The following is a 23,434-nucleotide window of genomic DNA, read 5'->3' on the forward strand; positions in this document are numbered from 1 at the left end:
TCTTTTTTGTATGCCTTCATAGCTTCGGTTTATAAAACGCACGGTTATCGAGTGCCATGACCCGCTCAGTGAACGCTCCGGGTTCGATCCCCTCGAACGCCTTCTCGAACATGTTCATCCGGGCATCGATGTTGTCGATGAAGAACAACATCTCAGCTTCCGGGAGCTGTGGCGCGTTCGCCGATCCCCACTCCGGTTTCCCGTGATGACTGAGGACGAGATGTTGGAGCAACGTCACGACTTCGCGTTCGGTCCCGAGTTCTCGGGCCACGACCTCGATTTCAGACGCCATGAGCGACAAGTGGCCGAGCAGTTTGCCTTCAAGCGTATACTCCGGCGTGATCGCATCCGACAACTCGATCACTTTCGCCAAGTCGTGGAGCACGACACCTGAGACGAGCAAATCACGATTCAATTGCGGGTACAGGTCACACATCGTTTCAGCGAGTTTCAGCATCGACAAGACATGGAACGCAAGGCCCGAATAGACCGCATGGTGGTGTCGCACCGCGGCCGGATACGTGAAGTAAGCCTCTTCGTTCCGGTCGACGAGCGCCGTCACGAGCTCACGCATGCCCGCGTGTCCGATTGCATCGATATAGCCGCGGATTCCCGTCTCGAGTTCCGACTTCGGTACAGGTGCCGAACGGACGTATGGCGCGATGTCCGTCTCCCCTTCGATGATGGAGATTTGTTTGAGCTTCAGTTGGGTCCGCCCGCGGTAATCCATCACTTCTCCGGAAGCGTGGACGATTTTCTTCGTCGCATATTTATCCGTGTCGGCGCTATCCCATACTTTCGTCTCAATCTCTCCGCTCTCATCGCAAAGAATGAGCGTCAAATATGGTTTGCCATTTCCGGCGAGTCCTCGATAGGATTGTTTGATCATGACATATTGGTTTAACGTGTCGCCCACTTTGAGCTGACCGATTTTAGTAGTCGTCAAAAAAAGCACCTCTCTTCTTGTCAGTACCTTCATCTTAACGAAAGTTCACGTGAGATGCCAACTTTCTTAGGAAAGCGGGAATACTTGAGGGAGAAGGAAATTGGGGGAATGGAAGATGAGTTGGAAATGGTATACACGACCCGAAGAAATCGTACAGGTCGACAATCATTATGAAGAAGCGTACACGTATTGGCTCGAGCAGTTGACGACGGCGAAAGTCACAAAAATCATTGTCGAGCAAGACTATATGTATGGCTCGCTCACGCTCGACTATGAACAGCTCGAGCGCGAACCGCAAAAGATCGGGCACTACTTCGTGACCCGGGATTTCTTATGGACAATCGGGTTTGATGACGTCTATTGTCAGTCAGTGGCGGCCAAGCAATACGATACCCCGATCGAGGCGTTCTATGATTTGCTCGCTGAAAAGATGGACTATTACTTTCATGGCATCGATGAATATGAAGAACGGTTGATGGTCGCCCAGCGCGAGATGAGCGGGCAAGTGCCGCCCCAGTTCATGAATGAGATTTTCGGGCTCCGTAGCGAGATCGAACGATGGTCCGATACCGTCGTCCCGTACCGCGAACTGCTCATGGCCGGGCGCGAGGCGTTTCTCGACATGGACTTAAACGAATTGAAAGCGTATCGTCTCGCCAAATATCGCGTCAATCGGCTCCTGACGTTGATCGAACATTACCAAGAAGACGTCATCGCGATGACCGATTTGGCCGCGACGTTGTCAAACTTCCGTGGCAACGAGATCATGAAGGCGCTCACCGTTTTCACGGCCTTGACGACGCCCGTCGTCGCGTTCGGTGCGGTCTGGGGCATGAACTTCAAACAAATGCCCGAGCTCGAGTGGCCGCTCGGCTATTTGTTCGCCTGGCTTATGATCATCGGCTTCACGGTTTTGATTTATTTCTGGTTGAAGCAAAAAAATTGGATTGGGTCGCTCCTGCAATTCCCGAATCAAATCCGTAGCCAAGAAAAGTTAGATAAACAGCGCAGCAAACGAAATAAGCAAAACTAGCAAAAAACGAACAAAAGTTCGGTATACTGAAAGGAGCAGATGATACAGAAAGGTGATGTTCATGGAACGATTGATCATCCATGTCGATATGGACGCATTTTACGCCTCGGTCGAACAACGCGACCGCCCTGACTTACGCGATAAACCGGTCATCGTCGGTGGCGCCCCTCACAGCCGTGGGGTGGTCGCCACTTGTTCGTATGAGGCGCGAAAATACGGCGTGCACAGCGCCATGTCGTCACGGCGGGCGTTCGCGCTCTGTCCTCAGGCGACGTTCGTCAAACCGCGCTTTCACGTCTATCGACACGTCAGCCAACAGGTGATGGCCATTTTCAAATCGATCACGCCGCTCGTCGAACCGCTCTCGCTCGACGAGGCGTACTTGGACGTGACAGAGAATACGCTCATGAGCACGTCGGGTCCTTATATCGCGCGCTATATTCTCGGGGAAATCAAACGCCGGACCGGACTGACCGCTTCGGCTGGGGTCGCCCCGTCGAAGTTCGTCGCCAAGATCGCCTCAGGATTCAACAAACCGAACGGACTGACGGTCGTCGAGGCGGCTGACGTCGAGGCGTTCCTCGCCCCGCTCCCGATCACGACGATGCACGGGGTCGGCAAAGTGACCGCGCAGACGTTGTTCAAGCACGACTACCATACGATCGCCGACTTGCAGGGCACCCGCCCCGAACAGTTGAAGGCCATCTTCGGCCACGACCGGGGAAATCAGTTATATGAGCTTGCCCACGGCCGGGACAGCCGCCCCGTCGTGCCGACCCGGGAACGAAAATCGATTGGCTCCGAGACGACGTTCGCGTTCGACCTCGATGACCCGGAAGAAGTGTATGAACGTGTCGTCCCGGAAATCGAAGACGTACTCCATCAGCTCGACCGCCGCGAGCTCAGTTGTCAGACAGTGACGATCAAAATTAAGACGAGCGAGTTCCAAGCCCGGAGCCATCAAATCAAACTGAACCATCCGACGCACGACCATGATGAGATTAAACGGCTCGCCCGCCGTCTGTTTGACGAGATGGCGATCACCGAACCGGTCCGCTTGATCGGGATGACGGTCTCAGAGTTGATTCCGCGTACCGAAACGGCCCGTCAGCTCACGTTCGAGGAGCTGACGAAACCTTCGCTTGAAGAATGAATGACCATTCAGTACAATGGAAGCAAAGGGGGCGAACGGATGGAACAGTATACGATCACAGCGTTCGAGAACGACGGCACGGTCGGCTTGAACGATTCATTTACCGCGGCAAGCGATGACGAGGCGAAAGCGAAAGGGCTCGCGATGCTCGAGGAAGCCGGGCACCTCCATAAAGGGGCCCGCATCGCACGTCGCGGCCAACTCATCTACTTCGAGCGCTGTAAACTGCCAGGAAAACTGAAAGGCACGGCCTCATAATAGAAGCGCCTCGGGAATCCCGAGGCGCTTGTTCATTCGCTATATTTGGCTTCCCACTCGCTGCGCCACTCCATGTAATCGGGATGCAGCTCTTCCGCCGTCTTCCCATCGAGTGAATAGCTCGCTCCGGTAAGCGGCTCGGCCGAATCCGGATATGACGTCCCGCCGATGATCTCGCCGTCCACCATCATGACCGAGACGTTCGTCTGGCCGAGTTCTGCGACTTCATCGAGCGGATGGTTGCGGACGATGAAGTTCTCATGTCGAATGTCACGTCCAATATAGTCATCCGGCGGCGTCATCTGGACTTGCCACGTACTTTCCGTTGGCAACTCAAGCAGATCTGCCTTTTCAAAGCTCGACGTTCTATTCCCTTTATAAGAGACGACGTCATAGCCTTGCTCCTCTAAGTACGCCTTGGCCACTTTGGCGTCCGCCCCGAGCGTCGGTGCCGGCTGTTCGCTCTCATTCGAGCAGGCCGCAAGCAAGAACACAGCCAAAATCATCCCAACTCGTTTCCACATCGTCTCTCACCTCACCGTTTAGCATTTTTTTACACATTCGGCAGAGCAAACAACATTTCCTTCAAAACGGAAAGATGAACAAAATCGTGAAGATGGCGATGACCGCTGTCACGACCTGAAGCGGCAAGCCGACTTTGACGAAATCGAAGAAACGGTAGCCGCCGATGCCGAACACCATCGCGTTCGTCGGCGACCCGAATGGTGTCATGAACGCGAGCGAGGCCGCGATCGCGACGGCGACGACGAGCGGGACGGGACTGACTTGGAGTGCCGAGGCGAGCGACAGTGCGAGCGGAGCGAATAAGACAGCCGTCGCCGTGTTCGAGATGATTTGACTCAGCACCATCGTCGCGACAAAGAGCGCAACGAGCACCCAGACCGGACCAGCCTGCCCGAACGACTCACTGATCCATGTGACGAGCCACGCCATGATCCCAGCATTGTCGAGCGCTTGGCCGACCGGGATCATCGCTGCGATCAAAAGAAGCGAGGACCATTGAATCGATTGATACGCGACGTCCATTTGGCGGACGGCTCCGGTGAGCACCATGGCAAGCGCCGCGAGCCATACCGCTACCGTCGGGTCGACCCACTCGAACACAAGAAGCGTGACCATTCCGAGCATGATCAATCCCGCTGCTAGTTGATGACGTTCGGATACGGCCCGATTGGCCACGTCGGTCACGTGCTCATTGGCAAGCAAGAGGTGCGTCTCGTTTCCGACCCGCTCTAAGTCGGCCCACTCCCCTTGGGCGACAAGCATGTCGCCTCGTTCGAGCGGCACATCTTTCAATCGGGTGATGGCGATTTCCTCGTTCGGGCGTACGACTTGAAGCACGTTCAATCGATACTCATTGCGCAACCGACTCTCGGACAAACAGCGGCCGACGAGCGGGCTGTCGGTCGGAATCGTGAAAACGGCGACGCCCGACTCTTTGCCGTACACATCTTTGACGTTAACCGGTTCGACGACCAATCCTTCTTGTCGGGCGATGCGGTGGACATCCGTCTCATCGCCACTGACGAGGACACGCCCTTCCGTAAGCACCGTGTCGGCTCGGGCCGTGATAAACCGATGGACCACTCCTTTTCGGTGTTCGCCGACGACGACCAGGCCGTCTCGTGACCACTTGACGTCACTAAGCGTCTGACCGACGAGGCGGTGTCCTTTCGTGATGGACAGCGCGTAGACGGCTACTTGCGGTATCATCAACGGATGGGCCGCCGACGAACGAACATCCCCCGCCCCGAGCAGACGGTTCCCAATGACATAGAAATATAACAGTCCGACCACAGCCACGACGAGACCAATCGGCAAGAGCGCAAAAAATCCAAGCGCTCCCCCCGCGCCTCGGAGCGTCTCCGCGGCGACTAGGTTCGGTGGCGTTCCGATAAGTGTCATCGTCCCACCGATGCTTGAGAAAAAGGCGAGCGGCATGAGCAATTTCGCCGGGCTCGTACCCATCTGCCTTGACATGGCGAGCACGACCGGAATCAACAAAGCGACCGTTCCCGTGTTCGACATCAGGCTCGACAAAAACGTCACGGTGACCATGAGGACGAGAAAGAGACGTACTTCACTCCCTTTCGCGTACGGGATGAGAGCGGCCCCTAACCGTTCGGCGAGTCCGGTGTGAAACAACCCGGCACCGACAATGAACAGTCCGGCGATCATGAGCACGACCGAATTCGAAAAACCGGCCATCGCTTCGACCGGTGTCAGTTGATTTGTCAAAACGAGCAAGAGGAGACCAATCAGCGCGACCAAGTCGGCCCGGAGCCAACCTCCGATAAAACCGATGATCATGACGGCTAAAATCACCAAGGTGACCATGACGTCCACCCTTTCTTGTGAAATGACCTACAAATAGAGTATACCACGCTTTATGTAAGCGCTATTATTAATTGGGTGACAATCTAGGCAACAAAAAAGCGGATGGCTCGATTGCCATCCGCTTCACTGTTATTGAACTTCGTTATCATTCACCATCGGAGCGTAGAGCTCTTCAAGTGGCTTCATGATAATTTTCGTCACTTCTGTGACCAGTTGATGCATGCGTTGCTCTTCTTGCATGAGCTCCATGATCAATTCGTTTTGTTGAACGCCCATCATTTTTGTCTGCGCATCCATCATCTCTTGTTCAGAGATTTCTTCGCCTTGCATTTGCTTCTGTTGAAGCGTCATTTGGATATCACGGAAGTCAGCGAATAACTGGTTCGCTTCTGCATCCGCATTGACACGGTCGTATAGTGAAGAGAGATTTGTGAACTCCTCAGAATCGCGAAGTGCTTTTTCCAATTGGTAAGCATGATCGTACAAGTTTGATTGTGACATGTGACGTCCTCCTAAAAACTATTAGGGCGTGCCGATCAAACGATGGCAATCAACCCTTGAATCAATCCAATCATACCACCTAATAAGGCGCCAAGCCATGTTATTGCCCGGAACTCTCGTTTTGAGATCGAAAGGACGATCTCTTCGAGGTACGAGGTATCGAGCGACCTCACTTGCTCTTGAACGATTTGATCGATTTTCAGGCGATCCATGACCGTCTCCATTTGATCCGTGAAGCGCGTGATGACGAGCCTCACGCCGTTCGGCACGAGTTCTTCGATGACACGGTCTTCGACGTCCCGCGTATAGGAGTGGACGGTCCGATCGAGCAGTTCCCCAACCGGGAGACGCGAGACGACTTCCGTCGTCACACCGTCAATCAACCGTTCCTCTAATCGGTCGTCGAGCAGTGTATCGACCGAGCGTTCACTGAACCGCTCGAATTCGCGCGTGATCATCGTCGCCATGCCAGACCGAGTCGAGCCACCTCGCAAGATATTGATAATCTCCGGACGAATCATTTCGACGAAATTCAAGTTTTGAACGAACCCGGCGATGAAACCAAGCCGACGTTGGACGAACGAGTCGACCATGTGCCGAAGTTGCGCCTCGCCTTCAGCCGAATAAAAGTATTCTTCTGACTTGACGAGCAGGGCGTCCACGATTTCGGGGATGATGCCGCGGACACGGTCCATCCCGTCTTCACCGAGAAGCTCATATAGTTGACGCGACTTCACATCCGCAAGGACGAGTCGGAGCTCTTGCCGGAGCTTCGTATCCGCTTCTGCCAACACACGTGTCTCCGCATCGGGATAGAGCGGTTCGATGAGCGAACGGATCGTCTTGTCTGAACGAAGCATCGTCCGAACCTCACCTTGCACGAAGTGGGTAATATGACTACCGACTTGTTCATCGAGCAGGCGCTTACGCATCCCTTCAGGCGTCAACAAGTGCTTGACGACCGTCTTCCCGAGGCTCGTTGCCAATTCGTCGCGACGTTTCGGGATCAACCCCGGGGTGAACGGAACTCTCATCTTCCCGATGTATTTAGGATGATGGGGCCGAAACAACATTTTGATAGCGAGAAAGTTCGTGACTCCCCCGATTGTCGCCCCGATGGCGATCATGATGAATATTTTTAGTAGACTGTCCAAACTGCCTGCCTCCGTTCTGAAATATGATACATTGTTTGAAGAGGTGATTGTATTGACTACGTATGATCGTATTAAATCGATTTTCCCGACCGTTGTCCATCGGTCGGAAGATGCATCCGGAGACTACATCTGGTACCAAGCACACGATGGGACCGTGTTTGGACTACCCAAAATGGAATTGAGCGAGCGTGAACGACAGCTCCTTGAATGGTCGGCGACACCGTTTGTGACGACGCGTGATCCGCGTCAAGAGAAATGGCAAGACCGCTTGCTCACAGATTCGTATCGGATTGCCCAGCCATTTCGGTTGTTGTCGCTGTCGCTCCATTATCAAGAGCCGGAATCGCTCGAGCAATTTTTAGAGATATTGCACGATTTCATGCCTGAAGCGGAAATCGTCGTCATGACGCGACATCACGTGGAAATCATCGAGATGAATCAACTCGTCGATTTGTCCGAGTTCGAGGACGTGTTACGAGCCGTGGCGAGCGATTGCTACGTTGAGGCCCATGTCATCTATAGCGAGCGACCGCTCGGTGTGTTAGGGACACTGTATCAACAACATCAAACGCTGCGCCCGTTCGCGAGACTCTCTACTAAAGCTTACCCTGCTAGTCAACTATTATACCATTACTTGCTAGAAGACCATGAGACTTTTGCCGAACGTCTCCAATTGATCGAGGCCGTATATACGACGCTCGACAAGACGAACATCGAGCTGTTAGAGGCATTATTCGCCCACTCTTTAAACGTATCCCATACGGCTAAAGCACTGTTCATGCATCGAAATACGCTCAATTACCGGCTCGATCGGCTGTATGAACTGACGGGATACGATGCCCGCCAATTCTATGATGCGAGTTTGCTTCAACTCATTGTCACGTTGCACAAATCTGAGTAATCGTTTTTGTGCAACGTGTACATATCCAATGCAAGCGGTTTCACCGTATAATCAATCTTGTAAGCGCTATTATACAAGAACAGATTCCCAGGAGGCTAACGACATGGCAGAAATTCAATTGAACCACATTGATAAAATATACGAAGGTGGCGACTCAAAGGCAGTCAGCGATTTTAACTTGCACATCAAGGACCGCGAGTTCATCGTCTTCGTCGGACCTTCAGGTTGTGGTAAATCGACGACACTCCGTATGATCGCCGGACTCGAAGAAATCTCGAGCGGGGACTTCATCATCGATGGCAAGCGCATGAACGACGTCGCACCGAAAGACCGCGACATCGCGATGGTCTTCCAAAACTATGCCCTTTACCCGCACATGAGTGTGTATGACAACATGGCGTTCGGTTTGAAACTTCGCAAGTTCCCGAAAGATGAAATCGATCGTCGCGTCCAAGATGCGGCCCGCATCCTCGGACTTGAAGAATACCTTCAACGTAAGCCGAAAGCACTCTCAGGTGGTCAGCGTCAACGTGTCGCCATCGGCCGTGCCATCGTCCGTGATGCCAAAGTGTTCTTGATGGATGAGCCGCTCTCAAACTTGGATGCCAAGCTTCGCGTTCAAATGCGTAAAGAAATCATCCAATTGCACAACCGTCTCGACACGACGACGATTTACGTTACCCATGACCAAACGGAAGCGATGACACTCGCGACTCGCATCGTTATCATGAAAGACGGAATCATCCAACAAGTCGGTTCGCCGAAAGAAGTATATGAAAACCCGGACAACATCTTCGTAGCCGGCTTCATCGGATCACCTTCAATGAACTTCTTCCGCGGTAAATTGGCTGATGGGAAGTTCCTCGTCGGTGGTGAAGAAATCAACGTCCCTGAAGGCAAAATGAAAGGTCTTCGTGACCGCGGTTACGTCGGTAAAGAGCTCGTTCTCGGAATCCGTCCAGAATCGATCCATGATGAACCGATCTACATCGACTCACCAACGACGCACACGTTCCGCACGCATATCGACGTCGCCGAGCTCATGGGCGCTGAGTCATACTTGTACGCTGAACTTGGTGGCCACCAGTTCACGGCTCGCATCGATGGACGTTCGAACATCCACATGGGTGACGACGTCACACTCGCACTCGATATGACGAAAGCTCACTTCTTCGACACGGAAACAGAACAAGTCATCCGTTAATACAAAAATCCCTTCGATTGGTTGCAATCGAAGGGATTTCTTTGTGTCAGCGAATCGCATACCGACGTTCGAGACGATGCTGCCCCGCCTGGATGAGCGTCGACAAGATCCAATAGATCGATGCCGAGAACAAGAGGAGCGGCATGACGAGATACGTCGTCGCGGCAATTTGGTCCGACACGTACGTCAACTCTTGGACGGCGATGACCGAACCGAGCGACGTCGATTTGATAATATCGATGACCGAGTTGGACACCGGTGGGATCGCACGCGATAGCGCCTGGGGGAAGATGATATCCTTGAAGCGCTTCGCACGCGGGATGCCGAGGGCGACACTCGCCTCGACTTGTCCTTGGTCGACCGAATTGATCGCCGCCCGGAACGCTTCCGAGATATAGGCCGCGAAGTGAAGGCCTAACCCGAAGATGAGCGCCTGCATCCCGCTCAACTGAACGAATCCGGTCAAACCGACGTACAAGATGAGAAGTTGCAACAAGAGCGGTGTCCCGCGGAAGAACGAGATATACGTGCGCGTGAACAAACGGACGATTTTGATTGGACTGCTATGAAGTAATGCGATGATCAGACCGAGCACCAAGGCGAGGAGAATCGACAGGATACTGGCGATCATCGTCAATTGTACGGCTTCTACATAGGCCGAACGGTTCTCGATGACGGTCTTGATCAGCTCACTCATTGACTGATATCCTCACCGAAGTACTGCTCACCGATTTCAGCCATCGTACCGTCTTCTTGCATCTCAGCGAGCGCGTCGTTCAACTTATCGAGCACGTCCGAGTCTTGGCGTGTCATGTAGCCCGCTTCGCTCTTGTTGAAGACGTCACCGACCGCTTTCACGTCGTAACCTGTCTTCTCAAGCTCCGTCAAGATGAAGAGACGGTCGTTGAGCGCTGCGTCAAGACGTCCGACTTGAAGATCTTGTAACACTTGGTTCGCGCCTTTGTAGAACTTGACTTCAGCTCCAGCTTCTTCAGCGAGCTTGGCGTAGACCGATCCTTGTGTCGAGCCGACGACTTTGCCGTCGAGGTCGTCGATGCCTTGGATGTCCTCGTTGTCTGATGCGACGATGACTTGCGCGCCTGAGACGGCGTATGGGTCTGAGAACGCGTACTTCTCTTCACGCTCTGGTGTGATGCTCATCTGGTTGGCGATCATGTCGATGCGTTCCGCGTCGAGTGCCGGAACGAGTCCTTTGAAGTCCATCGGCTCGTATTCGACCGTGTAACCGGCACGCTCGGCCGCTTCATTCAACACATCGATGTCATACCCTGTGATTTCACCTTTATCTTTATACGTGAATGGCGGGTATGTCGCTTCTGTTCCGACTGTGATGACGGCTTCTTCTGAACCGCTGTCTGTCTCTGTGCCGCATGCTGCGAGCACCCCGAACGATGCGCCGATAGCGAGTACTGCTGTTAACGATTTTTTCATATGAATTCCGCCTTCCTGATAATCCTTATATGATTACATGGTTTTGAACAATAACCTCATCATACTGACGGGGGCATTCAATGTCAAACAAAAACCACTGCCCTCGTCAGGGCAGTGGTCCTCGCTTAATCGATTGCTTTCGCTTGTTTCATGACATCTCGTTCAATCGCCTCTCGTTTGACCGTCGTCTTCTCAGCGCTATCGGCGTGGACGCTGAAGTAGAACTTGATTTTTGGCTCCGTTCCAGACGGACGCAGGCAGAACCATGAGCCATCCTCGAAGATGAACTTGAGCACGTTCGACGACGGCAACTCGATCGTTTCCGTCTCCCCTTGTCGCAAGTTCGTCGCGACTTGTTGCTTATAGTCTTCAAAGCGGACGACTTCGTACCCTCCGACTTCCTGCGGCGGATTGGCACGGAACGCCTCCATCATCCGACCGATCTGTTCGAGACCGGCTTTCCCTTTCAGTGTCATCGATTGGAGCGACTCTTCATAGAAGCCATACTTCTCATAGACAGCTTGGAGCGCATCGTATAACGTGCGTCCTTGTTGTTTATGGAAGGCCGCCATCTCAGCGCCGAGCAAGCACGCCTGGACGGCATCCTTGTCACGACAGAAGTCGCCGATCAAATACCCGTAGCTCTCTTCGTAGCCGAACAAGAACGTATATTCACCAGATTCTTCATATTGTTTGATCTTCTCACCGATGAACTTGAAGCCGGTGAGCGTATTCTCGAGGTGAACCCCATACGCCTTAGCGATGGCCGCGCCAAGTTCAGACGTGACGATCGTCTTCGCAACGAAACCGTTCGTCGGAAGCGTCCCCGTCTCGACTTTCTGAGACAGAATGTAATCCATGAGGAGCGCCCCGGTCTGGTTCCCCGTCAAGACGAACCATTCGCCGTTGCGGTCACGGACCGTGAAGCCGACACGGTCGGCGTCCGGATCCGTCGCCATGAGCAAGTCGGCCCCGACACGATCGCCGTATTGCATCGCGAGCTCAAAGGCAGCCCGTTCTTCCGGGTTCGGATAACTGACCGTCGGGAATGCCCCGTCTGGCTCGGCCTGCTCCTCGACGATGGTGACATGTTCAAATCCATACGCCTTCAACCCTTCCATGACCGGACGGCGTCCTGTCCCGTGGAGTGGCGAGTAGACGATTTTAAGCGGGTCTCCTTGCACATCCGTATGAATGCGAATCGATTGAAGAGCCTCCATATAAGCGGCATCGACCGACGCATCGACGGTGACGAGCGTGCCGTCGGCGCGGAGTGGGGCTTCATCTTGGACTTCGATCTTTAATTCGTCTTCGATCGCGTTGACGTACGAGACGAGCTCATCGGCCTCAGCCGGCGGCAACTGTCCGCCGTCGGCGCCGTACACTTTGAAGCCGTTATATTCTGGCGGGTTGTGGCTCGCCGTGATGACGATGCCTCCAAATGCGTTTAAATGTCTGACGGCGAACGACAACTCTGGTGTGGCCCGCAGGCTTGGGAACAAGTATGTCTTAATCCCGTTCGAGGCGAGCGTACGCGCCGCTTCGAGCGCGAACTCCGGCGAGAAGTGACGTGAGTCGTGGGCGATGACAACGCCGTGACGTTTCGCTTCTTCGCCTGAGGCAGCGATAAAGTCCGCGAATCCTTGCGATGCCTTACGAATCGTATACATGTTCATCCGGTTCGCACCTGGTCCGATTTCCCCGCGCATACCGCCCGTCCCGAATTCGAGCGTCTTATAAAAGGCGTCTTCGAGCGACGTCTCGTCTTGCTCCATTTCCTCAAGCTCGGCGCGCAAGTGCGGTTCGAGCGCCTCGTGTTGTTTCCATCGGTCATATGTCTGTTGCCATGTCATGGTCAGTTCCCCTTTCGACATTCAAAAATTCAATCGAAGTACTCGCCAATTTGTTCCATCTTGTATACGATGGGAGTAACGAAACTTCGAGGTGATACTATGTTTCCAACTATGCGTGCCCAAGAATTGAAACACATCGTCCATACGGACTCGATTCGCTTTATTGATTGTCGTTATTCATTAAACGACGCCTCATACGGAAAGTATGTGTATCGACAGGGGCATCTCCCGAACGCCGTCTTCCTCGATTTGATGGAAGATTTATCCGGTCCCGTGTCCATTCACGGCGGGCGCCATCCACTGCCGTCAAAAGAAGCATGGACCGAGACGCTTCGCCGGATCGGGATTCAAAAAGATGACTTGATCATCATTTACGATGACGGATTCCCTTATGCCGCCCGTGCTTGGTGGTTATTCAAATGGGCCGGCCATGAGCGTGTCATCGTGCTCGAGGGCGGGATTCAGTCCGGAATCACTTACTGCGGCGAGACGACGACGGACGTTCCGTCCTACCCCGCCTCAGATTACGTCCCAGCGTTCCAAGACGAGATGATTGCGACGATTGAAGACGTCCGTGCCGCCACGGTCACGGGCGGGCTCTATGATTCACGGACGGCCGACCGGTACGACGGCAGTCATGAACCGATTGATCGCAAACCGGGCCATATCCCGAACGCCGTCCTTTGTCCGTATACCGAAGCCGTCACCGACCTCGGCACACTTCAAGATTTTCATGATTTGAGAGAGCTGTACGCCAACGTCCTCGACGTCCCCAACCCCATCTTCTATTGCGGGAGCGGAGTCACCGCCTGCGTGAACATTTTGGCGTTACACGCCCTCGGTAAAGATGACGTCCGGCTGTACCCAGGGTCTTACTCTGATTGGATCAGTTATCCAGAAAACACGGTCCACCCGTAACGGGTGGATCGCTTTTTTTATTTCACGCTCGTCGGTTTGATGTTCCAGACGGCGTTCGCGTATTCAGTGATCGTCCGGTCACTCGAGAAGATTCCCGATTTGGCCGTGTTGACGATTGAACTCTCGGCCCAGCGTGCTTTGTCCGAGAACACCTCGTCGACGCGTCGTTGCGCCTGCATGTAAGACGCGAAATCTTTCAACACTAGGAAATCATCATTATAGACGAGAAGCGAGTCGAAGATGGCTTGGAATTGGTATTCTCCGACCTTGTCGAACGTTCCGTTGACGAGGGCATCGACGACGTTACGCACTTCCGTGTTCGCATGGTAGATGTCGGCCGCATGATAACCGCCGAACTTCTTGTAGTTCATGACTTCTTGCGGTGTCAATCCGAAGATGAAGATGTGATCGTCCCCGACCGCATCGCGAATCTCGATATTGGCCCCGTCGAGCGTCCCGATTGTGAGCGCACCGTTCATCATGAACTTCATGTTGCCGGTACCTGACGCCTCGTAGCTCGCCGTCGAAATCTGTTCACTCAAATCCGAACCTGGGAAGATTCGCTCCGCCATCGAGACGCGGTAGTTCTCGAGGAAGACGATCTTGATGAAGCGGCTCGCCCGCTTATCGTTGTTAATCATGGCTGCGAGCGCGTTGATATAGCGAATGACTTCTTTCGCGTAATAGTAACCTGGCGCCGCCTTCGCACCGAAGATGAATGTCCGTGGCACCATCGTGAACGTCGGGTCCGCTTGAATCTTCTGATAGAGCGCGTGGATATGCATCGCGTCCATCAATTGACGTTTATAAGCGTGGAGCCGCTTGACTTGAACGTCAAAAATCGACTCCGGATCGACGGCGATGCCCGTCTCTGCTTGAATGTAGCCGGCGAGGTCAAGTTTGTTCTGTTGCTTCACGTTCATGACTTGCTCTTGGAAGCTCGCGTCTTTTGACACACCCATCAACTTCTCAAGATCGTTCGGGTGTTCGATCCATGACGAACCGATCGCATCGGTGATCAAGTTCGAGAGTCGCGGATTTGACTTGAGCAGCCAGCGACGATGCGTGATCCCGTTCGTCTTGTTGTTGAAGCGAAGCGGGAACATCTCATACAAATGACGCATCTCACGTTGCTTCAAAATATCGGTATGGATGCGGGCGACCCCGTTCGTCGAGTGCGAGCCGACGACGGCAAGGTTCGCCATGTTGATGTGTTGGTTCGACACGATCGCAATCTCGCCCATGTGCGGCTCGAGATGTGGATAGTTGACGAGCACATCTTTACAGAAGCGACGATTGATTTCCGTGATGATTTGATAGATGCGCGGCAATAGCCGTTCATACATCTCGACCGGCCACTTCTCGAGTGCCTCGGCGAGAAGCGTGTGGTTCGTGAATGACATGACGCTCTTCGTCACACGCCAAGCCTCATCCCATCCGTAACCGTGGTCGTCCATCAAGATGCGCATGAGTTCGGGGATGGCCACGACCGGATGCGTGTCATTGATGTGGACGGCGTAATGGTCGCCTAAGTGCTTCAATGATTTATTATGACGTAAGTAAGACGCGATCATTGACTGAACGCCCGCCGAAACGAAGAAGTACTGTTGCTTCAAGCGCAACACTTTTCCTTCATATGTCGTATCGTCCGGGTAGAGGAACTCAGAGATGGTCGCAATCGACTGCTTGTATTTGAGCAAGTCTTTGTACGAACCTTTCGTCCGTTCCATGTACTCCTCGTCATCAAACGGTGACTCGGCGTTCCAAAGACGGAGCGTATTGACGACATCGTTTTTGTAGCCGATGATCGGCATGTCGTAAGGCACGGCTCGGACGACTTCATCCGGATGGTGGACGACGCGAAGCCGGTCCCCAATTTGTCGCATCTCGATCCAACCGCCGAAATTGACGTCGACAGCTCGGTCAGCCCGGCGTGTCTCCCACATGTTGCCATCACGGAGCCAGTTGTCCGGCAACTCGACTTGATAGCCGTCGACGATCTTTTGTTTGAACAAGCCGTAACGGTAACGAATCCCGTTCCCGTGCCCAGGCAGGCTGAGCGCGGCGAGTGAATCGAGGAAACATGCCGCCAAACGACCAAGCCCGCCATTCCCGAGACCCGGTTCCGGTTCATATTCCGTGATGTCGGTGAAGTTGAAACCAAGTTCGTCTAACCCCTCTTGCACGACTTCTAAGACGTCCATGCTGAGCAGGTTGTTATACAGAAAACGGCCGAGTAAAAATTCAAGTGAGAAATAAATGACTTGTTTACTCTGTTTTTCTTCGTGCTTGTCGCGGGTGTTGATCCATTTCGGGATCGCCTGTTCGCGCACCATCGTTGCCAACGTTTGATACACTTCCTGCTCGGTCCCTTCATCAAACGACTTCCCGTTTAATGCGACGAATCTCTCTTGAAATGAAGTGACGAAGCTCTGTTTATCTGTAAACATATGTGTGTAAAACTCCTTCCGGTCATGCGAATAGGTGATACAACTCACGGTATTGCTTCGCGGATTGTTTCCAGCTGAAGTCCGCAGTCATCGCTTGATGGACGAGGGCGTTCCAATTGTTGTCGTCGTAGAAGACACGAATCGATTTCTCAATCGTCGCGAGCATCTCGTGGGCGTTGTAATTCAAGAAACCAAATCCCGTACCCTCTTGTGTGTACTCATTATACGGCTTGACCGTGTCGCGTAACCCACCCGTCTCGCGGACGATCGGGAGCGTCCCATAGCGCATCGAGATAAGTTGGCTCAGACCGCACGGCTCAAAGCGCGACGGCATGAGGAATGCATCCGATCCCGCGTAAATCAAGTGTGCGAGTTCAATGTCGAAGCCGATATACGACCCGACCTTGCCTGGATGCGTCGCCGTCATCTCGTGAACGATGCCCTCGTATTCGGGTTGACCCGATCCGAGGAAGACGAACTGACAGTCCAAGTTTCCGAGCTCTTCACTCACGGCTTCGATCAAATCGAGCCCTTTTTGCTCGACGAGTCGACTGACAAAGCCAATCAACATGATGTCGTCACGTACTTCGAGACCAAACCGCTCTTGCAGGACGCGCTTGTTGACGAGCTTCCCTTCCTTCACCGTATCGAGGTCATACGTTTGCGCGATGCGCTTGTCCATGCTCGGGTCGTTCGTCGCCAAATCAAGGCCGTTCAAAATGCCCCGGACGTCAACTGACCGGTATCGAAGCGCCGCGTCGAGTCCTTCCCCGTAGTACGGTTCCATAATCTCGTCGCGATACGACGGACTGACCGTCGTGATTTGATCGGAATGAACGATTCCGGCCTTCATGTAGTTGACGAGACCGTTATGTTGAATCCCTTCTGCTGTGAAGTGTTCCGGACCGAACTGTAACAGCTCGCCGAGGACCGCTTCCGGGAAGATGCCTTGATATTGCAGGTTATGGATGGTGAACACCGTACGGATGCGTTGATACGCCTCGAGGTGTTGATAATGAATCCGTAAAAAGGCCGGGACGACGCCCGTTTGCCAGTCGTGACAATGGAGCACGTCCGGGATCTCCTCTGCTTCGAGTTTCCCGATCATCTCAAGGACGGCCCGAGAGAAGAATGCGAACCGCTCGGCATCATCGTAATGGCCGTAGAGCACGCCTTCCCGTTTGAAATAGTACTCGTTATCGATAAAGTAGAACGTGACCCCATCGCGCACAAGTTTCAGGACGGCACCAAACTGCTTGCGCCATCCGACCGGTACGATCAAGTCGAATAGATACTCCATCTCGTCCACATATTCCTGAGCAATCGAGCCATACTTCGGCATAACGACACTCACATCTTCACCGAGGCCAGACACCGCTTGAGGGAGCGAGCCGATGACATCGGCAAGCCCCCCCGTTTTCATGAACGGTGCCGCTTCTGAAGCGACATACCATATTTTCATAATATCCCCCTTTAAACCGTTGTCCGTTTTCCGATGACGATCGGTTCGTCGACCGTACCTCGAATGACTTGTCCTCGTTTGACGACCACTTCTTTATCTAAAATGGCGTTCTCGACGACAGCGCCTTCTTCGATGATCGACTTGGATAAAATGATTGAGTTTTTGACACGGGCGTGCTCACTGACGACGACACCGCGGAAGAGAATACTGTTTTGAACTTCTCCGCTGATTTTACAGCCGTTTGCAACGAGCGCTTCATTCACTTTCGACCCTTTCAAATAACGGGTCGGCGGCTCATGTTTAATCTTCGTATAGATATGCGGGAAGTCATAGATAATCCCTTCCTGACGAAGTAAGCGCATACTTTCATTATAGTATGAAAGGACAGAATGAATCACCTGCATTTTTCCAGTATAGTGATAGCCGTGTACGTGCAGACGATGAAGCTGCGGACGGATGACACCGTCGAGCAAATCGTACTCGCCTCTTGACGTCGCTTCGTCGACGAGACGAAGGAACAAGTTTTTCGACATGATGATCGTCTCGGTATACGTATACTCATCGTCCGGGGTGTATCCGCGCTCACCGATGCCGACGACACGGTCGTTTTCGCCGAGACGAATCGGGCGGCAATAGCCGCATTTTTGTTCGTGAGCGGCATAGCCGAGCGTGATGTCCGCGCCCATCGATTTATGATGCTCGAGCATGTCTTGGAAGTCGATCGTCGTCAACACGTTCGATCCGGTGATCACGACGTACGGCTGTTTGCTGCGTACGAAGTGTTCGCGGTGCATCGAGAAGTTGGCCAAGTCGCCGAGGTACGCTTCCCCGTCAGGCTTGAGCGCCGGCGGGAAGATGTGTAGCCCGCCTTGCGAACGGTCCAAATCCCATTCTTTCCCTGAACCCAAGTGATCCATGAGCGAGCGATACTTATCGAGCGTGAAAATACCCACTTGGTTGATGCCTTGGGTAATCATATTCGTCAATGTAAAATCAATCAGGCGATAACGCCCAGAGAACGGGACAGCAGCTAAATTGCGATGCCCCGTAAATTCTGGAAACAAGCCCTCTTCGGTCCCTAAGTTGATGACCCCTAACAAATCATTCGTCAACAGTAACGCCTCCTTGCGTCGGTCTTTTTTTAAATTAAGCACGTTGTTTGAAGACTGTGCCGCTCTCGATATTTTCATGTGGTTCAATGACAACGATCTCACCACCCGGCTCACCGACCGTCGCACCGTCCTCAATGACGGCACAGCTCGCGACGATGGCTCTATGAATCGTTACATCTTTTCCGATTCGTGCTCCAGGCATGATAACCGAGTCTTTGACGAGCGAGCCTTCACCGACGCGCACATCATAGAACAAAACTGAATGTTGAACTTCGCCCTCAATCCGGCAACCTTCATTGATGACCGACTGTTCGACACAGGCATCTTTGCCGATGAACTGTGGCGTCTGGTTCGGGTTGACCGAGTAGATTTTAAAGTCCGGATCATATAGATCAAACGGTGGATCTTCTTCGAGTAAGTCCATGTTGGCTTCCCAAAGCGATTGAATCGTCCCGACGTCTTTCCAGTAACCTTTGAATTTATACGCGAACACGTCTAAACCGTCGAGGAGCGTGTTCGGAATGATGTTTTTACCGAAGTCGAAGCTTGATGTCTCGTCTTCCGCATCTTGAATCAAGTGCTCCCGTAGCACTTTCCAGTTGAAGATATAAATCCCCATCGAAGCCAAGTTGCTCTTCGGTTTCTCCGGCTTCTCATCGAACTCATTGATGCGAAGGTCATCGCTCGTGTTCAAGATCCCGAAACGCGGTGCTTCATCCCAAGGGACTTCCATAACTGAAATCGTGACGTCTGCTTGCTTCTCTTTATGGAAATCGAGCATCTTCTCATAATCCATCTTGTAAATGTGGTCCCCCGATAGAATCAACACGTACTCCGGATCGTAATCGTCGATATAGCTCAAGTTCCGATAAATCGCATTGGCCGTACCTTCGTACCAGTTTTTTCCCGACTGCGCTTGGTATGGCGGTAAGATGGCCAAGCCTCCATTGCGGCGGTCCAAGTCCCAGGCCGACCCGATGCCTAGGTAACGGTTCAACTCAAGCGGTTCATATTGTGTTAACACGCCCACCGTCGTGATTCCCGAATTGGTACAGTTCGATAATGGAAAATCGATGATCCGGTACTTCCCTCCAAAGTTGACAGCAGGCTTCGCTGTCTTCTGTGTGAGAGGCCCGAGTCGTTTCCCTTCTCCTCCTGCGAGGAGCATCGCAACCATTTCTTGCTTCATAGTACAGCCTCCTAAATTCATAATATAAACATCTATTACCCTCTTTCTCTATTTCCTAATGTATTCCTGCTCAAATTATTATATGATAACGTTTACATTTTGAATTTTATCGAAAGATTGACGATATAATGAATAAAGAGAGAGGTGAGACGATGCGAGCGTGGATTGGGACACTATTTTTTGCCGGTTTGCTAGCCGCCGGTCTGACAATCAGCGGGGCGTTGAAAGAGGAGATTGAACAGACAAAGCAGATTTTGACGTGGGGCGAAAAGACGGTCGATGCGGCCCCGCTCGCTTCGAAGCATGCCGTCACATTGACGTATAAAGGCGGGACAGAACAGCTCTATTTGAGCGGCCGACGTGATGACGTCTCCGTCGCCCGCTTGCCGGCCCATATCCGTGAGGCGATCATGGTCATCGAAGATCGTAAGTTCAACGCCCACCCCGGGTACGACCTCGGCGGGATCGCTCGGGCGTTCATTCACAACGCCAATGAATCGTCATTACAGGGCGGAAGTACGATCACGCAGCAGTTGGCTCGTAACGTGTATTTGACGCACGAGCGGACATATGAACGTAAAGTGAAAGAACTTTTACTCGCTCGAGCCCTAGAAAAACAATATAGTAAGAAAGAAATTATGACCGCCTACAGTAACGTCATCTTCTTTGGACATAACGTTTATGGTATCCAAGCAGCGGCCGATACGTACTTCGCTCGTCCGCTCGAAGATTTAAATTGGAATCAAATCGCTTTCCTGTTGACCGTACCAAACAATCCATCCCTCTATGATCCGCTCCAACCTTCATCTGGATTTTATGAGCGTAAGGACCGCATCCTCACTCAACTGCGGGATGCCGGCGTGCTATCGAAGCAAGCTTACGAGACGCACCATGGTGTGAAGCTGAAGGCGACCTATCGCCAGCACGTCGTCCGCTATCCCGATTATATGGATACGGTCATGAAAGAAGCGATTCGACTCGTCCGCTCACGTTACGATCTCGATGAAGACGCGGCCAGAGACTACTTGGCGACGAATCAAGCGACGATCGACACGTATCTGTCTGTCGCCCGACAGCAACAAGCAAAACAAGTGATGACGAAACTGCCGAACGGTTTAAACGGTGGCTATGCTGAATTGACGCCGAAAGGCCGGATCGTCGCCCTCGTTGATTCAGAAATGACTCAGAGCGGTGAATTCAACCGGGCCACGCAAGCGTTCCGTCAACCCGGGTCGGCCATCAAGCCGGTCCTCGTCTTCGCGCCTTTCATCGAAGAGACCGGTGCGAAACTCGATACGATCCTTGACGGCCGGCCGGTCTGTTACGGAACATATTGTCCGACGAACAGCGGCAATCGCGTCCTCGGCGATGTATCGTTCCGTGATACGGTCGCGTATTCTTACAACACGCCGGCGCTCGCTGCCTTCACCGCGATTGACCAGGAAACGGCGTTCGCCACGGCCGACCTAATGTTCAGCCAATGGGACGCTAAAACGGATAACAGCCTGGCCAGTGCGCTCGGCGGATTGACCCAAGGTGTGTCACCGAAAGAACTCGCCGCCGCCTATACGCCGTTCTTAAATCAAGGGGTGTACGTGTCAGGTCAAACCATCAAACAGATTCGTTTCGAGTCGGGAGCCCCAACGCTCACGCCAAGCGTGACACAACAAGCCGTCTGGTCGAAATCGACCGTCGCGACGATGCGCGAGGCGTTGTCTTCCGTCACGACGTACGGGACCGGACGGTATGCCGGTCAAATCAAACGTCCTTATGTCGGCGGCAAGACCGGTACGACGAACTCGCATAAGGACATGTGGTACGTCGGCTTGACCGATGAGACAATCACGGCTATCTGGCTCGGCGCCGACACGCCGCGGCCGTTCCCGGAACTCGCCAACCGGGCCTATCCTGCTATCGTTTGGACGGAAGCACATCGCTAAAAAGCCAGGGACATCGTTGTCCCTGGCTTTTTATGGTCGTCGATACGTCTGGCACGTGTAGTCCCCCCATGCCTCGAACAGTTCATGTTGTTGAATCAGTTTCCACGGATTGAACAGCGTCTGTCCGTTCTTGTTGAAGAAGAGTCCGGCGCCGATGCAGTATGTCGCGTGTTGGACACGCCCTGCCTCATCGACGAACGTGAGCACATCCCCTCGTTCGGTCAGTTCCGACTCGGTTCTCATGTAACCAGCCTGACCGAGCGTCTGGAGGAATGTGCCAGGATGGACCCATTGCGAAGCGATCCACTCCGCACCTGTCACTGCGAACAGCGTCGCCGCGAGGCAATTGCTGCCTGACGTGACCGGGAAGGTGTTGGCAAGGCGTCGCACATGGTCAGGGCAAGTATCGGGAATAGAACTCGCCGTCCACTCGTCCCAAGCTTTGGCGTACTCAAACGTCAGTTGACGACGCATCTCGTCTGGCATCACCTGAAAGGCTGACTGATGTAAGATGAGATACGGCACATCGTCTACCGTCACAATCGAAGTCGCCAACGAATCGATTTCCATGTCAGTCGCCGGGAAAACGAGCCCCCGTCCGACCGTGACTTGATAGGCAAGCAACTCGCGCCTCACCTCTGGCGGCAATGTCTCGATCCAACCAGGCGGCGCATGCAAGACGTACGACACTTCCCGATCAATCGTCCAATACGTATAGGCGTTGGCGACTCGGACGTCCCGGTAAGACGGGTGTATGTCAAATTCTGCTTTCGGGATGATCAACACTGACACCTGTGCGCCTAATTGCGTCACGAGATGCTCGTCCGCCATAAACAAGTCCATCGGTGGCACCATCGACGACATCCACTCCTGGACGACTTCTTCGGCCGGGATGAGGGAAATCTTCGTGTTCACCGTCATAGGATGATATCCCCGACCGAGTTAAACAAGCGGAGCATGGCCCAAGCGAGGCCGCTCAAAAGAATCGCCCACATCATCGCTTGAATTAACAGTAGACCGATGGCACGAAACGTCGACATCAACTGGCTGACTTGCCATATGTAATAGAACAAATAGAGAACGAACGTGCCGAGCAGCACCGCAATGACCGCAAGCAGCGAATTTAAAAACAAGAAGCTAATCCCTGAGCCGACGAGAAAAATCGTCGCGCCTGGCTTCAACCGATGCAACGAGCTACCGTTCGTCTCACGCGCAAAGAATGCGAACCCGAGTTGGTTGAACGTGTCGGCGACGAGCTTGAAGGCGCTGAACAGCATAAAGTAAATGGTAAAGAACACGACGAGCACGAGCACTTTCGACTCTTGGACGGACAACAAGGCGATGATTTCGCTGTACACGCCGACACGCGTCAGCCATTGAATCACATACTCACTCGTGGCAATGGCGAGCGACATCGAGAATAGAATGATTCCAATCAACGGGGCATAGCTTAACAAGTACACGTTTGTTTTCATATCGGCTCCAATTTCACAAGAATTTCTCATATTCAGTGCAAATCTATTATCAAGTATATTATAATATTCGTAGTC

General features: G+C 53.0%; 21 protein-coding genes. 7 read left to right on the plus strand and 14 right to left on the minus strand.

Annotated features, from left to right (window positions below; translation table 11 throughout):
• Positions 1-16: 16 nt before the first annotated feature.
• Positions 17-889: an HD domain-containing protein gene (locus KNP75_RS10790; RefSeq protein WP_233004917.1), complete on the minus strand. Its 873-nt coding sequence runs from the start codon at positions 887-889 to the stop codon at positions 17-19.
• Positions 890-1,061: 172 nt separating this feature from the next.
• On the opposite strand from KNP75_RS10790, the gene KNP75_RS10795 reads away from it, so the two are divergent.
• The 3 genes from KNP75_RS10795 (at position 1,062) to KNP75_RS10805 (ending at position 3,390) form a co-directional block, all read left to right on the plus strand.
• Positions 1,062-1,979, plus strand: a complete 918-nt coding sequence (locus KNP75_RS10795) for a magnesium transporter CorA family protein (RefSeq protein WP_052090080.1) — start codon at positions 1,062-1,064, stop codon at positions 1,977-1,979.
• A 61-nt stretch (positions 1,980-2,040) separates the two neighbouring features.
• Positions 2,041-3,132 (plus strand): DNA polymerase IV, encoded by a 1,092-nt coding sequence (gene dinB / locus KNP75_RS10800; protein ID WP_251128236.1) that lies wholly within the window; start codon positions 2,041-2,043, stop codon positions 3,130-3,132.
• Between the two features lie 39 nt (positions 3,133-3,171).
• A complete protein-coding gene (locus KNP75_RS10805; protein WP_251128237.1) occupies positions 3,172-3,390 on the plus strand; it encodes a YhzD family protein in 219 nt (72 codons plus the stop codon).
• Between the two features lie 32 nt (positions 3,391-3,422).
• Here KNP75_RS10805 and KNP75_RS10810 read toward each other — a convergent pair whose 3' ends face one another.
• From KNP75_RS10810 to KNP75_RS10825, 4 genes are all read right to left on the minus strand, one after another.
• Entirely contained in the window at positions 3,423-3,914 is a 492-nt protein-coding gene (locus KNP75_RS10810; protein ID WP_215190362.1) for a hypothetical protein, read from the minus strand.
• Positions 3,915-3,975: 61 nt separating this feature from the next.
• Positions 3,976-5,748 (minus strand): SLC13 family permease, encoded by a 1,773-nt coding sequence (locus KNP75_RS10815; RefSeq protein WP_034776514.1) that lies wholly within the window; start codon positions 5,746-5,748, stop codon positions 3,976-3,978.
• A 129-nt stretch (positions 5,749-5,877) separates the two neighbouring features.
• Positions 5,878-6,249 carry a YlbF/YmcA family competence regulator gene (locus KNP75_RS10820; RefSeq protein WP_034776512.1) on the minus strand — a complete coding sequence of 124 codons (372 nt, stop codon included), beginning with the start codon at positions 6,247-6,249 and terminating at the stop codon, positions 5,878-5,880.
• Positions 6,250-6,284: 35 nt separating this feature from the next.
• Positions 6,285-7,376 (minus strand): DUF445 family protein, encoded by a 1,092-nt coding sequence (locus KNP75_RS10825; protein ID WP_215190424.1) that lies wholly within the window; start codon positions 7,374-7,376, stop codon positions 6,285-6,287.
• Positions 7,377-7,446: 70 nt separating this feature from the next.
• Here KNP75_RS10825 and KNP75_RS10830 point away from each other — a divergent pair, with 70 nt between their 5' ends.
• Both KNP75_RS10830 and KNP75_RS10835 read left to right on the plus strand, forming a co-directional pair.
• Complete coding sequence (locus KNP75_RS10830; RefSeq protein WP_353048135.1) at positions 7,447-8,304, plus strand: PucR family transcriptional regulator; 858 nt, start codon at positions 7,447-7,449, stop codon at positions 8,302-8,304.
• A gap of 103 nt (positions 8,305-8,407) precedes the next feature.
• Positions 8,408-9,508 carry an ABC transporter ATP-binding protein gene (locus tag KNP75_RS10835; RefSeq protein WP_034776508.1) on the plus strand — a complete coding sequence of 367 codons (1,101 nt, stop codon included), beginning with the start codon at positions 8,408-8,410 and terminating at the stop codon, positions 9,506-9,508.
• Between the two features lie 46 nt (positions 9,509-9,554).
• Here the strand turns inward: KNP75_RS10835 and KNP75_RS10840 are convergent, their stop codons facing one another.
• The 3 genes from KNP75_RS10840 to KNP75_RS10850 all read right to left on the minus strand — a co-directional run bounded on the left by KNP75_RS10840 (position 9,555) and on the right by KNP75_RS10850 (position 12,813).
• The gene (locus tag KNP75_RS10840; RefSeq protein ID WP_215190363.1) at positions 9,555-10,205 is read right to left on the minus strand and encodes an amino acid ABC transporter permease; all 651 of its coding nucleotides are present in this window, start codon (positions 10,203-10,205) and stop codon (positions 9,555-9,557) included.
• A complete protein-coding gene (locus KNP75_RS10845; RefSeq protein ID WP_034776504.1) occupies positions 10,202-10,960 on the minus strand; it encodes a transporter substrate-binding domain-containing protein in 759 nt (252 codons plus the stop codon). Before KNP75_RS10845 ends, KNP75_RS10840 begins: the two co-directional genes overlap by 4 nt.
• Positions 10,961-11,085: 125 nt before the next feature.
• Positions 11,086-12,813, minus strand: coding sequence for a phospho-sugar mutase (locus KNP75_RS10850; RefSeq protein WP_034776502.1), 1,728 nt, complete (start codon positions 12,811-12,813; stop codon positions 11,086-11,088).
• Between the two features lie 99 nt (positions 12,814-12,912).
• Here KNP75_RS10850 and KNP75_RS10855 point away from each other — a divergent pair, with 99 nt between their 5' ends.
• Positions 12,913-13,731 carry a sulfurtransferase gene (locus KNP75_RS10855; RefSeq protein WP_251128239.1) on the plus strand — a complete coding sequence of 273 codons (819 nt, stop codon included), beginning with the start codon at positions 12,913-12,915 and terminating at the stop codon, positions 13,729-13,731.
• 17 nt (positions 13,732-13,748) lie between these two features.
• Here the strand turns inward: KNP75_RS10855 and KNP75_RS10860 are convergent, their stop codons facing one another.
• Genes KNP75_RS10860 through KNP75_RS10875 form a run of 4 tightly spaced genes read right to left on the minus strand, consistent with a single transcriptional unit; the run spans position 13,749 to position 19,944 of the window.
• The gene (locus KNP75_RS10860; RefSeq protein ID WP_034776498.1) at positions 13,749-16,181 is read right to left on the minus strand and encodes a glycogen/starch/alpha-glucan phosphorylase; all 2,433 of its coding nucleotides are present in this window, start codon (positions 16,179-16,181) and stop codon (positions 13,749-13,751) included.
• A 22-nt stretch (positions 16,182-16,203) separates the two neighbouring features.
• A complete protein-coding gene (gene glgA, locus KNP75_RS10865; protein WP_215190364.1) occupies positions 16,204-17,643 on the minus strand; it encodes a glycogen synthase GlgA in 1,440 nt (479 codons plus the stop codon).
• A gap of 11 nt (positions 17,644-17,654) precedes the next feature.
• The gene (gene glgD, locus KNP75_RS10870; protein ID WP_052090076.1) at positions 17,655-18,755 is read right to left on the minus strand and encodes a glucose-1-phosphate adenylyltransferase subunit GlgD; all 1,101 of its coding nucleotides are present in this window, start codon (positions 18,753-18,755) and stop codon (positions 17,655-17,657) included.
• Positions 18,756-18,789: 34 nt separating this feature from the next.
• Positions 18,790-19,944, minus strand: coding sequence for a glucose-1-phosphate adenylyltransferase (locus KNP75_RS10875; protein ID WP_034776493.1), 1,155 nt, complete (start codon positions 19,942-19,944; stop codon positions 18,790-18,792).
• 152 nt (positions 19,945-20,096) lie between these two features.
• Between KNP75_RS10875 and KNP75_RS10880 the strand changes: the two genes are divergently transcribed.
• Positions 20,097-21,884 (plus strand): transglycosylase domain-containing protein, encoded by a 1,788-nt coding sequence (locus KNP75_RS10880; protein ID WP_251128240.1) that lies wholly within the window; start codon positions 20,097-20,099, stop codon positions 21,882-21,884.
• A gap of 30 nt (positions 21,885-21,914) precedes the next feature.
• Here the strand turns inward: KNP75_RS10880 and KNP75_RS10885 are convergent, their stop codons facing one another.
• Together KNP75_RS10885 and KNP75_RS10890 are read right to left on the minus strand one after the other, a co-directional pair.
• Positions 21,915-22,805, minus strand: a complete 891-nt coding sequence (locus KNP75_RS10885; protein WP_215190366.1) for a hypothetical protein — start codon at positions 22,803-22,805, stop codon at positions 21,915-21,917.
• Entirely contained in the window at positions 22,802-23,359 is a 558-nt protein-coding gene (locus KNP75_RS10890; protein WP_021066738.1) for a DUF5366 family protein, read from the minus strand. The genes KNP75_RS10885 and KNP75_RS10890 overlap by 4 nt, the downstream gene beginning before the upstream one ends.
• Between the last annotated feature and the right edge of the window lie 75 nt (positions 23,360-23,434).

It is taken from the genome of Exiguobacterium sp. s6, from assembly GCF_018618155.1.
Taxonomy (GTDB): Bacteria; Bacillota; Bacilli; order Exiguobacteriales; family Exiguobacteriaceae; genus Exiguobacterium; species Exiguobacterium mexicanum_A.

Coding starts and splice junctions, on each gene's coding strand:
- KNP75_RS10790 (WP_233004917.1), bottom strand. CDS start 889: ATGATCAAACAATCCTATCGAGGACTCGCCGGAAATGGCAAACCATAT.
- KNP75_RS10795 (WP_052090080.1), top strand. CDS start 1,062: ATGAGTTGGAAATGGTATACACGACCCGAAGAAATCGTACAGGTCGAC.
- dinB (WP_251128236.1), top strand. CDS start 2,041: ATGGAACGATTGATCATCCATGTCGATATGGACGCATTTTACGCCTCG.
- KNP75_RS10805 (WP_251128237.1), top strand. CDS start 3,172: ATGGAACAGTATACGATCACAGCGTTCGAGAACGACGGCACGGTCGGC.
- KNP75_RS10810 (WP_215190362.1), bottom strand. CDS start 3,914: ATGTGGAAACGAGTTGGGATGATTTTGGCTGTGTTCTTGCTTGCGGCC.
- KNP75_RS10815 (WP_034776514.1), bottom strand. CDS start 5,748: ATGGTCACCTTGGTGATTTTAGCCGTCATGATCATCGGTTTTATCGGA.
- KNP75_RS10820 (WP_034776512.1), bottom strand. CDS start 6,249: ATGTCACAATCAAACTTGTACGATCATGCTTACCAATTGGAAAAAGCA.
- KNP75_RS10825 (WP_215190424.1), bottom strand. CDS start 7,376: ATGATCGCCATCGGGGCGACAATCGGGGGAGTCACGAACTTTCTCGCT.
- KNP75_RS10835 (WP_034776508.1), top strand. CDS start 8,408: ATGGCAGAAATTCAATTGAACCACATTGATAAAATATACGAAGGTGGC.
- KNP75_RS10840 (WP_215190363.1), bottom strand. CDS start 10,205: ATGAGTGAGCTGATCAAGACCGTCATCGAGAACCGTTCGGCCTATGTA.
- KNP75_RS10845 (WP_034776504.1), bottom strand. CDS start 10,960: ATGAAAAAATCGTTAACAGCAGTACTCGCTATCGGCGCATCGTTCGGG.
- KNP75_RS10850 (WP_034776502.1), bottom strand. CDS start 12,813: ATGACATGGCAACAGACATATGACCGATGGAAACAACACGAGGCGCTC.
- KNP75_RS10855 (WP_251128239.1), top strand. CDS start 12,913: ATGTTTCCAACTATGCGTGCCCAAGAATTGAAACACATCGTCCATACG.
- KNP75_RS10860 (WP_034776498.1), bottom strand. CDS start 16,181: ATGTTTACAGATAAACAGAGCTTCGTCACTTCATTTCAAGAGAGATTC.
- glgA (WP_215190364.1), bottom strand. CDS start 17,643: ATGAAAATATGGTATGTCGCTTCAGAAGCGGCACCGTTCATGAAAACG.
- KNP75_RS10875 (WP_034776493.1), bottom strand. CDS start 19,944: ATGAAGCAAGAAATGGTTGCGATGCTCCTCGCAGGAGGAGAAGGGAAA.
- KNP75_RS10880 (WP_251128240.1), top strand. CDS start 20,097: ATGCGAGCGTGGATTGGGACACTATTTTTTGCCGGTTTGCTAGCCGCC.
- KNP75_RS10885 (WP_215190366.1), bottom strand. CDS start 22,805: ATGACGGTGAACACGAAGATTTCCCTCATCCCGGCCGAAGAAGTCGTC.
- KNP75_RS10890 (WP_021066738.1), bottom strand. CDS start 23,359: ATGAAAACAAACGTGTACTTGTTAAGCTATGCCCCGTTGATTGGAATC.